The sequence below is a fragment of the Pseudomonas sp. CBS genome, assembly GCF_024734645.1.
In the GTDB taxonomy this organism is placed as follows: Bacteria; Pseudomonadota; Gammaproteobacteria; order Pseudomonadales; family Pseudomonadaceae; genus Aquipseudomonas.
Map to the genome: position 1 here is coordinate 693,306 of NZ_CP102929.1, position 11,879 is coordinate 705,184.

General features: G+C 57.9%; 11 protein-coding genes. 4 read left to right on the forward strand and 7 right to left on the reverse strand.

All coding sequences use genetic code 11. From position 1 onward, the window contains the following. Positions 1 to 119 precede the first annotated feature (119 nt). The 3 genes from NVB75_RS03015 (at position 120) to NVB75_RS03025 (ending at position 3,747) form a co-directional block, all read left to right on the forward strand. Complete coding sequence (locus NVB75_RS03015; RefSeq protein ID WP_258345897.1) at positions 120 to 1,067, forward strand: acetamidase/formamidase family protein; 948 nt, start codon at positions 120 to 122, stop codon at positions 1,065 to 1,067. 9 nt (positions 1,068 to 1,076) lie between these two features. Beyond that, positions 1,077 to 2,819, forward strand: a complete 1,743-nt coding sequence (locus NVB75_RS03020) for an ABC transporter ATP-binding protein (protein ID WP_258345899.1) — start codon at positions 1,077 to 1,079, stop codon at positions 2,817 to 2,819. Between the two features lie 364 nt (positions 2,820 to 3,183). Beyond that, entirely contained in the window at positions 3,184 to 3,747 is a 564-nt protein-coding gene (locus NVB75_RS03025) for a carboxymuconolactone decarboxylase family protein (RefSeq protein WP_258345901.1), read from the forward strand. A 412-nt stretch (positions 3,748 to 4,159) separates the two neighbouring features. Here the strand turns inward: NVB75_RS03025 and NVB75_RS03030 are convergent, their stop codons facing one another. After that, positions 4,160 to 4,705, reverse strand: coding sequence for a hypothetical protein (locus NVB75_RS03030; RefSeq protein ID WP_258345902.1), 546 nt, complete (start codon positions 4,703 to 4,705; stop codon positions 4,160 to 4,162). Between the two features lie 62 nt (positions 4,706 to 4,767). Beyond that, on the reverse strand, positions 4,768 to 5,196 hold the full coding sequence (locus tag NVB75_RS03035; RefSeq protein ID WP_258345903.1) for a PACE efflux transporter: 429 nt from the start codon (positions 5,194 to 5,196) through the stop codon (positions 4,768 to 4,770). 115 nt (positions 5,197 to 5,311) lie between these two features. Between NVB75_RS03035 and NVB75_RS03040 the strand changes: the two genes are divergently transcribed. Continuing rightward, the gene (locus NVB75_RS03040; RefSeq protein ID WP_258348511.1) at positions 5,312 to 6,202 is read left to right on the forward strand and encodes a LysR substrate-binding domain-containing protein; all 891 of its coding nucleotides are present in this window, start codon (positions 5,312 to 5,314) and stop codon (positions 6,200 to 6,202) included. Positions 6,203 to 6,418: 216 nt separating this feature from the next. Here the strand turns inward: NVB75_RS03040 and NVB75_RS03045 are convergent, their stop codons facing one another. The 5 genes from NVB75_RS03045 to NVB75_RS03065 all read right to left on the reverse strand — a co-directional run bounded on the left by NVB75_RS03045 (position 6,419) and on the right by NVB75_RS03065 (position 11,878). Next, a complete protein-coding gene (locus NVB75_RS03045; protein WP_258345904.1) occupies positions 6,419 to 7,432 on the reverse strand; it encodes an alpha/beta hydrolase in 1,014 nt (337 codons plus the stop codon). A gap of 355 nt (positions 7,433 to 7,787) precedes the next feature. Beyond that, entirely contained in the window at positions 7,788 to 8,549 is a 762-nt protein-coding gene (locus tag NVB75_RS03050) for a DeoR/GlpR family DNA-binding transcription regulator (protein WP_258345905.1), read from the reverse strand. 67 nt (positions 8,550 to 8,616) lie between these two features. Then, positions 8,617 to 9,300, reverse strand: a complete 684-nt coding sequence (locus NVB75_RS03055; RefSeq protein ID WP_258345906.1) for an SDR family NAD(P)-dependent oxidoreductase — start codon at positions 9,298 to 9,300, stop codon at positions 8,617 to 8,619. Positions 9,301 to 9,351: 51 nt separating this feature from the next. Beyond that, positions 9,352 to 10,476: an exo-alpha-sialidase gene (locus NVB75_RS03060; protein WP_258345907.1), complete on the reverse strand. Its 1,125-nt coding sequence runs from the start codon at positions 10,474 to 10,476 to the stop codon at positions 9,352 to 9,354. Next, on the reverse strand, positions 10,463 to 11,878 hold the full coding sequence (locus NVB75_RS03065; RefSeq protein WP_258345908.1) for a sodium:solute symporter family protein: 1,416 nt from the start codon (positions 11,876 to 11,878) through the stop codon (positions 10,463 to 10,465). The genes NVB75_RS03060 and NVB75_RS03065 overlap by 14 nt, the downstream gene beginning before the upstream one ends. Between the last annotated feature and the right edge of the window lies 1 nt (position 11,879).

The window sequence follows — 11,879 nt, forward strand, 5'->3', positions numbered from 1 at the left end:
CGCGCTGGCTCGCAATAATCTTGAACCCTAGGCGTCCGTCTGGTGGTTTTGAGCGAGCGTCCCCCTATTTGTATCAGCGGCGCAAGATCACGCGTCAGCCCCATTTCGGAGAACACTGCATGTGCCAGAATTGCCTGGTCAAGACCATCCACAGCATCCAGAGCCACTTTGGCTGGGACAAAAGCTTCAAGTCAGTCGCGACCGTTGCGCCCGGCGCGATGCTGGAATTCAAATGTCTGGATTCATCTAACGGCTACTTCACGCCGCGCTCTACGGTCAATGACGTCGCAACCATGTCGTTTGACCAGATTAATCCGGTCACTGGGCCGATTTTCGTCGAAGGTGCCGAGCCGGGCGACATCCTGAAGATCACTCTCGACAGCTTTAAACCCAGCGGCTTTGGCTGGACAGCGAATATTCCAGGTTTTGGCCTGCTCGCGGACCAGTTTCAAACTCCGGCGCTAACACTCTGGCATTACGACAAAGACACTCTTGCACCTGCAGCCTTCAGTGATTTTGCAAAGGTGCCGCTCAAGCCATTTGCCGGCACCATTGGCTTGGCACCGGCTGAAGCGGGACTGCATTCGGTGGTGCCTCCACGCCGGGTGGGTGGGAACCTGGATATTCGCGACCTTTCTGCCGGTACCACTTTGTACCTACCGGTTGAAGTCGCCGGCGCTTTGCTGTCGATTGGTGATACTCATGCTGCGCAAGGAGATGGCGAAGTATGCGGCACGGCCATCGAAAGTCAGATGGATGTGGTGGTCAAACTCGATCTGATCAAATCCACCCCCTTGGCCAGCCCCAGATTTAGTACCCCCGGCCCAGTGACCACCCACCTTGACAGTGCAGGCTATGAAGCCTTTACCGGTGTGGGGTCAGACCTTATGCAGGCAGCCCGGCAAGCGGTCAGCAATACCATCGACTGGCTATGCCGGGAGCATCACATGCCGGCCGAGCAGGCCTACATGTTGTGCTCTGTATGCGGAGATTTACGCATCAGCGAAGTGGTCGATCTGCCCAATTGGGTCGTTTCCTTCTACTTCCCGAAAATCGTGTTCGCGTGAGGCCTTACAATGAGTGACCAGCTTTCCCCTACAGTGCTGTCGGTAGAGCGTCTGAGCGTTGAGATCGGTCACGGGCCTAGCCCACGACGGGTCGTCGATGAGCTGAGCTTTATCTTGCGCGCAGGGCAGACGCTCTGCATCGCCGGTGAGTCGGGCAGTGGCAAATCATTGTCATCGCTCGCGATTATGGGTTTATTGCCCAAGGCTGCAAACGTTCCTCGTGGAGCAATCATCTTCGATGATCGCGATCTGCTCAGTTTGCCCGAGCGTGACCTGCAATTGCTGCGCGGCAAACACATCGGCATGATTTTTCAGGAACCGATGACTTCGCTTAATCCGTTGATGACCGTCGGGCAGCAAATGGAAGAAACGCTGCGTCGTCATGAACCGCTCGACCGTCAAGCGTCACTTCGCCGGGCTAAAGAGATGCTTGATTCTGTTCGCATGCCTCAGGTGGAAAAACGTCTTACGCAATACCCGCATGAGTTGTCTGGTGGTATGCGTCAACGGGTCATGATCGCAATGGCCATGCTGTGTCGGCCCAAGGTGTTGATTGCGGATGAGCCCACTACCGCACTCGACGTAACGATCCAGGCACAGATCCTTGAATTGATGCGCGAACTGCAACAGGGTTACGGCACGAGTTTGCTGATGATCACCCACGACATGGGGGTGGTCGCGGAGATGGCTGACCAGGTCGTTGTCATGAATAACGGTCGTACCGAAGAGCAGGCCTCTGTGCGCCAATTATTCACACAGCCCCAAGCCGCTTACACCCGCAAACTGCTGGATGCCGTGCCGATTCTGGGTTCAGCGGGCAAGGCGGAGGATCTTCACGAACGGCCAGTAGTGCTGACGGTTGAGAACCTCAGTGTGAACTTCGCCCTGCGCGGCGGCTGGTTCGAGGAGGTCAGGCAAGTCCATGCCGTGCATAAAATCAATTTCGAGCTGCGCGAGGGCGAAACACTAGGGCTGGTGGGCGAGAGCGGTTGTGGCAAGTCCAGCACGGGCAAGGCATTGATGAATATGATTGCCTTCGAGGGCAGTGTGAAACTGGCCGGCAAAGAGCTTAACGGTCTACGTGGAGCAGAGTTGCAGGCAATAAGACGCGATATCCAGATGGTCTTTCAGGATCCGTATGCCGCCCTCAATCCACGCAAAACCATTTTCGAGCTGGTGGGCGAACCGCTTTTGATCCACGACAAACTGCCGGACGCGACACGTCAGGCGCGGGTCGCCGAGCTACTGCAGCAAGTCGGCTTGTCAACTGACGCCATGCAGCGTTACCCACATCAGTTTTCCGGCGGCCAACGGCAGCGGATTTGTATTGCTCGGGCTTTGGCACTCAACCCAAAAGTCATCATCGCCGACGAGTCGGTATCCGCGCTGGATGTATCAGTGCAGGCTCAGGTCCTGGACTTGCTGGAGCGTCTGCAGAAGCAGTACGGGCTGAGCTATCTGTTTATCTCGCACGACATGGCGGTGGTGGAGCGCATTTGCCACCGGGTGGCGGTCATGTTTGGCGGGCGAATTGTTGAAATCGGTCCACGTGACCAAGTGCTGCACAATCCACAACATGCCTATACCAAACGGTTGCTAAGCGCGGTTCCGTTGCCCGATGTAGATCGCAAGCGCGACTTCAAGGCATTACTGCAAGAATTCGAGCAGCCAACCTCAATCAACCCCAAAGGGTATGTATTGCCGGAGCAGCAATTTAAAAACCTGGGAGGAGGGCATTGGGTGGCGGTCTGATAAGGGTTGGGACATGGCCAAGCACAACTCGGCGCAGAGGGTGTCGCTGGTTGCAAACACGCTTGCGGGAGCGGCTGAGTGAACCACCTACACGGAGGCGACTCGTGATATAGCGGTATTTCGGGGGGCGGGTTGGTTGTCGAACGCTGGAGTAGAACCTCGGTCGACCCTACGTTAAGCTACAGGCGAGCCTCAAGCGGTCAGCTACAACTTAAAACCTGATGTGCTACTCAATGTGGGCACGATGGACGTATTGTAGGGATGATCATAACCTGCTTACGCCATGGTTAATCGCTGAGGAATATCACTTGGATAAGATCGCCGACGGCCACTGTTACGTTTAAAGTCTCAGAGGGAATACCTTATGGTTATTCAATCGCGCCTGAATGTCTTAAACGAAGACTGCATGGATGATGCTCAGCGCGCAGTGCTCGACGATATTCTTGCAGGGCCTCGCGGCAATCTGGACGGTCCGTTTCTGGCCTGGATTCATAGCCCTGAGCTGGCTGGTCACGCTCAGCGACTAGGCGCGTTCTGTCGTTATGGCACGCGGCTCGAATTGCGCTTGACGGAGCTGGCGATCCTGTTCACCGCATCGTGGTGGCAGTCGCAGGCCGAGTGGCAGATTCATGAGCCAATCGCACGTTCAGCCGGCGTGAGCGATGCAGTAATCGAGGCTCTGCGTCAGCAAGTACAGCCGCCATTCACTCATGAAGACGAGCGATTGGTCTTTCAGTTAGGCAAGACGCTTTACGATAGCCGTCGTATCGATGAAGAGCTTTACGAACAAGCAATATCTGCATTCGGCGAGCCCGCTGTGGTAGAGCTTGTCGGAGTTTTTGGCTATTACGCGCTTGTGGCGATGACTTTAAATGTTTTCGCGGTCCGTCGCGTTACTGATGCACCGCTGCCGTTTATTGAACCATAACTGTATTACCAGACTTGCTTGAGCACTTTGGCTAAAAAATCTGCCCAAACTCCGGTCGGGAAAGCCGCTGAGGGTGCTGGACACAAGCGCCGCGGCTTTGGAACGCGAGTCGAAGATCGCGCAGGTGCCATTGTGTTCACTACAGCCCATCACCGTCGAATCCTGGCAAGACCGGCAAGGTCAACCCCCTTATCCTACGGTATGAGGCTTCTGCCCGTTGGTGCATAACTAACGTGGGTTTCAGCCGCAGACACTGGGGGCAGGGTGGTCGAAGCGATGAACAGTATTAGCCGGATCTTGAGCAGTGACGCCTTATTAGGACGTAACGCCGCCATCGCGTGCGCATCTAGGGGAGGGGCTTTGTCGCTGCCCCTGCGGAATTATTGGGGCCGCAATCAGCCATCGCGTGTATTTACATTGGTAGGGGATCATCCGCAACGTAGACAAGAATGGGCTGGAGGCACGCGAGCGACGGTGCCGAATCCAGCATTTCGACAGATGTGCACCATGGATAGTTGCGGCCTTGAAGCCAGTCCATAACCTCCCGCCTATACTGGGGAGGGCACTCCTGCATGGTTTTTATAGTTATGGACAGTTGAGTGGCAAGGCCACTTTTCGGTGAAAAGACCCAATGATATGCCCCGCAACCTACGCGTAGCTCTCCAGTCGTTTTTGTTGTCATGCCAACCAGCCATTTGCACTTATGATCACTAGTTTCGGGCTTTGGAGGTGCTCCGAAGCAGAAGGTATAAACGTTCTCGTAGTGCAGACTAAAGTCGCGTACCAGTACATCAGCAATATCTTTGCGCCCTTGAACATGGGGTGGGAATAGGATGGCACTTGTCTGCACTTCCATGTTCAGAGTCGCGTCTGGACTGAAAGCATACCGCAGCAAGTCTGGCCGATTTCCGTCCTTGCCAAAGATATAGTTCTCAATCGCTTTGATGGCATTTTTCATGAAAAAATCCTAATGCTTCTTCAGGTAGGGTACTCGACCATCCGAGCTGATCATGGGCTAATCTAAACCGCTCTTTTCGCGGAATTTGGTAAATCAAATACCCTGTCGAAGATCCACTGAAATGCGAGCGCGTAGAAGAAGAAAAAAACAAATAACCCTAGATCAGTGATCAATGCCGCCCACCAAGAAATCTCCAGCCACCATGCCACCAGTGGCACCAGCATTAGTACGAGCCCCCCCTCAAAACCCAGTGAGTGAAGCAAGCGTCTGCCCAGCGTGCGAGCACTCTGAGGCTGACGCGCTTCCCAGGATTCAAAAACGTAGTTAAACAGCACGTTCCAAAGCAGCGCGCTTACAGACAACATCAACGACAAAACGCCCGCATGGGCCAATCCCTCGTCGTATATCAATGAGATGCTGGGTGATAGCACCATAATAGCGATTGATTCATAGAGGACGGCTTGAACGATTTTTCGCGTAGCACCTTGCATGATCTTTTCCGAAGGTTGAGTAGATCGAATACCCGAGACGGTACCGACCCGTACACACCATGAAAAATGAGATAAATTGAATACGTATCAATTCATTTCATCTAGGGAACTGTGCGTGTTTTCAACTCTTCCTCTTAACGCGCTGCGTACTTTCGAGGCGGCGGCGCGATTGGGTAGTTTCAAAGCGGCAGCTGAGGAGCTTTCAGTCACGCCAGCGGCCGTTTCCCACCAGGTCAGGGGGTTGGAAACCCGCCTTGGAGCCATGCTATTCAAGCGATTTGGGCAAGGTGTGGTGGTCACCGAAGAGGGCGAGTTGCTATATCGCCAGACTCATCGCGCATTATTAGACATCCATGGCAGCCTGAAGGCCTTTTATCCGGACACTGCTCCCCAAGTCCTGACCATCTCCACTACGCCGGGCTTGGCCGCAGCCTGGCTGATTCCACGGCTAGGCAGGTTTTATCGAAGGTTCCCGCAATTCAATGTTCGGGTCGATACTCGTAACGATCTGGTCGATATTTTGCGTGATTCCAGTATTGATCTTGCTATTCGATCGGTCAGCTGCGATGACCCGAAGTTGTTCTGTCAGGAGCTCATGAACGAGCAATTCTCTGTTTACGGTGCTCCGGGTCTGGTCGAATCGCTGGATGTGAACCAGGTAGAGCTGATCAACTTGCACTGGAAAATTCCGGGAGCATTTTCGATCAATTGGGAAAGCTGGTGCGCGGCCGCAGGTTGCCAAGCCTGGATTGAAGCCGCGCGAATGCGTGAGTTTGACGATGAGCATTTTGCTTTAGGCGCCGCAATCGCGGGGCAAGGGCTGGTTCTGGCAAGCAATGTCCTGGTGGCCGACAGCCTCAGGCGTGGAGAATTAGTGGCCTACAGACCAGAAGTAACCCTACATGGCCCGCGGTACGTTGCGGTGTGCGTACCAGGGCGGGAGCGGCAGGTTAATGTCAGCGCGTTCCTGATGTGGCTCACCACTGCCGTTCTGCAAGATCAATAACGTCGCGACAACTGGTGATTAAGCACCTGATGTCGGATAGCTCGGACCATCCGCCGAACATGACTGCACAGTGCAGGCCTTTGGAAAGGGGCTCGATACAACGTGCGCGACGACGCTTACACATGAGCCCCTCTTTACCCTGATTATCTGCAACAACACACCAACTGGACCACGTGCTACGTCCAGGTCTTGGCAAGTTAGGACGTTGACCGGTGGTTACTTCAAATGCGCCTTGAGCTCTTGCGAGGCCTGCAGCATTGCTGAGCGTACTTCCGGTACTTGGCTAATCACATTCAGCAGACCGTAATCGTGAATCATGCCGTTGTAGCGTACCGCAGTAACCGGCACGCCGGCCTGGTCCAGCTTGCTGGCGTAGGCTTCCCCTTCGTCACGCAGCACGTCCGCACTGGCGGTCTGAACCAGCGCTGGCGGCAGGCCTTTCAGCTGCTCTGTAGTCGCGCGTAGCGGAGAGGCATAGATCTCGGCACGTTGTTTGGGGTCGGTGGTGTAGTTGTTCCAGAACCACTTCATCATGTTTTTGGTTAGGAAATACCCCTCGGCATACTGGTTGTAGGACGCTGTCTCGAAGTTGGCATCGGTCACCGGCCACAGCAGCACTTGGTATCTGATGGCCGGGGTGCCTCTGTCCTTGGCCATCAGGCTAACCACGGCCGCCATGTTGCCGCCCACACTGTTGCCCGCGACCGCTAGACGCTTGCCGTCGACGTTGATTTCCTTGCCGTGCTCAGCCACCCATTTGGTTGCGGCGTAGGCTTGATTGATTGCGGTCGGGTAGTGCGCTTCTGGAGACGGCGTGTAGTTGACGAACACCGCCACCGCCTCGGAACCCTCGACTAGATCGCGCACCAGACGCTCGTGGGTCGGGAAGTCTCCGAGCACCCAGCCACCGCCGTGGAAGAACATAAACACGGGCAAGGTCCCTTTCACGCCAGCCGGACGCACGATGGTTAGGCTGATGGCTTGGCCGTCGACTGAGATGGTTTTCTCGCTGATATCAGCCTTGGGTAGAGTCAGCTTGACGCCTGACTGGGCACCGGTCAGCACCGCCCGAGCATCTTTTGGCGAAAGCTGTTCGAGGGGTTTGCCCCCACCGGAATTCAGTGCATCGAGGAACACCTGTGTATTGCGCTCAACCCCCGGGTCAGCGAATACGTTACCGATCGACAAAGCTAGGACAGAGCCGATGAGGGTTTTGCTTAGAGTCTTCATATCTAGCCTTTCAAGTGAACTATACAAATCGCGCAAGTATTTTGCGCGCTAACCATCTGGCGTTAACTTAGCGCGCAAAATAGATTCGTACAATATTTATTTTGGAAAATTCAGCGCTTGATAAGCGACGCGGCGGTCGCGTCCATTCGCGCAGAGCAGTTCTCGCCAAATCCGTAGAGAGGTCAGGATGTCAGCGGAGCGAGCAGCAGCCCTCCGGAAAAGCACCTGAGCTTGCGGCCGCAGAAGTTTCATATGCTGTAGCCGAGCGCGTGTTCACGACCTGCCATATCGAATATTGGTTCGGTTTGCGTCTTCTGGGCTGAACCTGGGTGAGCTTGAACGAGCGGGGAGGGATCTAAACCAACTGAACGGTAACCACTCGCCCATCCAAAAACGGCTGCAACAGCGACTTGTCGGCAGTGTTATTCGTGATCAATGTCCATGGCTGGCGCAGGGGCGTCCAGTGTTGCTGGCGAGCACGCCCCAGTTTGGTGATGTCAGCCAGCACGTAGATGTGTGCGGCGCGGGCCAGCATGCTTTCCTTGAAATAGGCTTGGTCTGCATTCGCTTCGCACAACCCCAGATCCGCAACTACGCCGTCGGCGCTGAGGAAGACTTTGTCGGCGCTGATGTGGTCCAGCGCCGCCTGCGCGCCTACGCCGTAAGTCGACATGCTGGCCTTGCGCAGCTCTCCACCGATGATGGTCACCCGCCCCTCGGGAATCAAGGCCAGGTCGGCGATCGCCATCAGGTTGTTGGTGATCACGTGCAGGCCGGTGCGTTGGGGCAGCAATTTGGCGAGGGCGCTGGTGGTGGTGCCGCCTTCTAGGAACAGCGTGTCGTGGTCCTGGATGTGCGCCAGCGCGGCGTGGGCGAGGTCGGTTTTTTCCTGGCTGTGCTGTTCACGCCGTTCTTCCACGCTGGTTTCCGGCTCGCGCATGCCGATATGGGCGGCACCGCCATAAGTGCGGATGATCAGCCCGGCTTCGGCGAGAGCAGTCAGGTCGCGGCGTACCGTCGCTTCGGAAACCCCGAGTTGTGCGCACAGCTCATCAACGTTCGACTTACCGGAGAGGACCAGTTCCAGGATGGATTGGCGGCGATTGGCGACTTTCATGAACAGCCTTTGTGGAAATGCAGAAGGGGACGGGTTATCCCATTAAACCTGCGCGGTGTGCAACTGCCTACAGCGATGCGCCACCGCACATGACCAGGCTTTGGCCGGTCATGGCGCCCGCGTCCGGCCCCAGTAGGAAGGCGACCATGCCGGCGACTTCCTCTGGTTGCACGAAACGGCCAATGGGCGGCTGCCTGGGCGGTGTGCCTTGGCGGGCAGGGTCCAGTAGCATGGGTGTCTGGGTGGCGCCCGGGGCCACCAGGTTGGCGGTGATGCCGCGCTCTGCCAGCTCCAGCGCCCAGGAGCGCACCATGCCCTGCAGCGCGGCCTTGGTCGCCGCGTACTGGCTGCGCCCGGACGCGCCCTGCATGGTGCGGCTGCCGATCATGACGATGCGCGCGCCAGGCACCAAGCGGTGGTACAGGCAGTTGACTAAGTGGCTGGCGGCCGCAACATGCAGTTGCCACATGGCCTGGCCATCTTCGGGGGCCAATTGGCCGAGGGGCGCGGTACGCATAAAGCCGGCGGCGTGCACTACGGCATCGACCTGACCGAGGGGCTGCAGCACATTGCCGAGGTCTTGCAGGTCGGCAAGGTCGCAGCGCTGCCAGGCCAGTGCAGGGTGTTGGAGGGCGGGTGGACGGCGACTCAGGCCGTGGACTTGCCAACCCTGGTCGAGCAGGCGTTGGGCGATAGCCTGGCCGATGCCGGAGCTGACTCCGGTCACTACGGCCGATTTGCTGTGCATCATGTTCCAAAGCTCCTGAAGCCGCCGGCCTGCGCACGGCGGCGTAGGTGGCGCTTAACGGAGCGCGGTGAGTGGCAGGTGCACATGCTTGATCTTCTGCCGGAAGTAGGTGAACGCGACATGCACGCTACCGTCTCGAGCTTGAATGATGCTCGGGTAGGAGAACTCGCGGTTGAGCTTTTCCTGGGAGTTATTGGTGAGGCAGAAGCCATCGCCCTGCTCGATGTCCAAACGCGACGGCCAGCTCTGACCTTGGTCACAGGACAGCGCCAGACTCATGGGCGCGCGCGGGATGCCCCATACAGCGCAGCGGCCGTCGGCACTGGCGCCGGGTGTGACTCGGTCATCGCCTTCGTCTTCGATTTCGTCGTACAGCGACGCGCGCCTCGGGTGGTCGCCTTGCGCGCTGATCGGATTGTAGGCGATCGCCAGCTCGCCACTGGCCATGCGCACGTACTGAATGGACGAGTTGTTGTTGGGCAGCTCGGTCGGCTGCGGCACGCTCCAGGTGCGGCCACGGTCGCTGGAGCGGCTGCTGTAAACAGCGTCGGCCCAGCGGCTGCGGAACAGGCCGAGCAGGCCGCCGTCTTCCAATTGGTGCACGTTCATGTGCACGCAGCCGGTGCTGTGGGGCACGTCATGAGCCTGCCAGTGTTGGCCCTGATCAGTGGAGATCATCACTGCGCTCACGTCGTGGTTGCCTATCCACTTTTCACCCGGCTGGGTAATGCAGTACCACACCGGCAACAGCCAGTCGCCGTTGTCGAGTACCACGGGCGGCTGGCGCACGAAGGTGCCGGCCTGTTCGAACAGGGTCTCGACCGGCCCCCAGCTGCGGCCTTGGTCCCGGGACAGGCGCCGGCGCACGATGGCGGTTTCCTGATTGCCCGAGACCTGCGCGGTCCAGATCAGCCAGAGCGGCCCGTTTGGGGCTTGGAACAGGATGGGGTTCTGTTCCGAGCGCGTGTCATCCTCGGACAGCTTTTCCGGCTCGCTCCACTGCTCGCTCCGCGGGTCGCGGCGCGAGAGCAGCACGAAGATGTCGGCCATGCCTTCCTGGGTGCCGGCGAACCAGGTGCACAGCAGCGTGCCGTCTTCGAGCTCATGCAGGTTGGCGGCGTGGTTCTGCGGGTAGGGCGTCGGCAGGAAGGCGTCCTGGCGCTGTTCAATGGTTGGCATGGGGGACCTCTTTCTTGTCTTGGCGATTGGCGATGGCACGGGGGAACAAGTGTTCCAGGGCGATGACGACGGCTGGCGTGACCAGGGCGATGTACATGTTATCGATGCCGTAGGGGTTGTTCAGCAGGTACCAGATGCTGGTGGTGATCGACGACGCCACCAGGCCCAGTGTGGCGCCCCGGCCGCTGCCAAAGAACGGCAGGTAGATGGCGATCATTGCGACCACGGCGATGGACAAGCGCAGGGCGCGGGTGAAGAACGACAGGTTGAGGATTTCCGGCACGAAGAACACGAAGAAAAGCGGCACGAAGCCGATCACCAGCGCGATCAGGCGAGTGGTCTTGAGCTCCTGGTCCACGTTGGGTTTGCGCCATGGCACGTAGAAGTCCCGCACCACCAGCGAGGCGATGGCCAGGGCCACGGTGCTGACGCTGACGAAAATCGAGGCTACCAGGGAGATGGTCACCACCCCCGCCAGCACCGGGTGCATCGACTGCAGGAACACCGGTAGGGCGTACAGGCTGCTCATCTCCGGGTGCAGGTACTTGGCGGCGACCCCGATGAACCCTAAGGCCAGGGCGATAGGGATGCACAGCAGCGCGGCGATGTAGGTGGAGCGGCGCGCGGCGTTGGGGTTGGTGGTCGAGGAGATGGCCTGGATGATGAACTGGGTGGAGAAGATTGCACCCACGGTGCCGATGATCCACGCCATGATTTTCGAGCCGCCAATGGCACCGTCCCAGGTGAAATACTGCTCGGGCATGTGCTCCACGACGTTGCTAAAGCCACCGGTCATGTGCAGCGCCACACCAAGCACGATCATCACGCCGACGTACTTCACCCCAGTGTGCAGCACGCTCATATAGGCCACGCTCTTGAGCCCGCCGAGCACGTAGTACAAGGTGCTAATGATCGCGGTGATGAAGGCGGCTGTGGTGAGGTTGATCTTCAGTACCGTGGCGATGGCCGCGGCGCCGCTCACATAGTTGCCGACGTTCACCAGCAGCAGGGCGTAGATCATGATGATCGACACTGCCAGCTTGGTGGAGAGCCCGTACTTCTTGGCGATGAACCCGGAAATAGTGAACTCGCCGGAGCTGTACAGCTTGCGCGCCATCAGCAGGCCGAAGAGGGGAAAGCCGATCGCCGCTGCGATCACCGACCACGAGGCGGCAAAGCCACTCTCGAATGCGGCCTGGGCGGTGCCCACGGTGGACTTGGCGCCGATGAACTCGGACATCATCAGAATGCCGACGATGTAGGCCGGCATGGTGCGCCCGGCCACCATGTACTGTTCGCTGGTACGGCTGCGCATGCGCAGGCTCATCCAGGTGGTGACGGCGATATAGACCACCACCATGGCGATGATGATCAGGGTTTCTTGCGAGTTGAATGTTTCCATC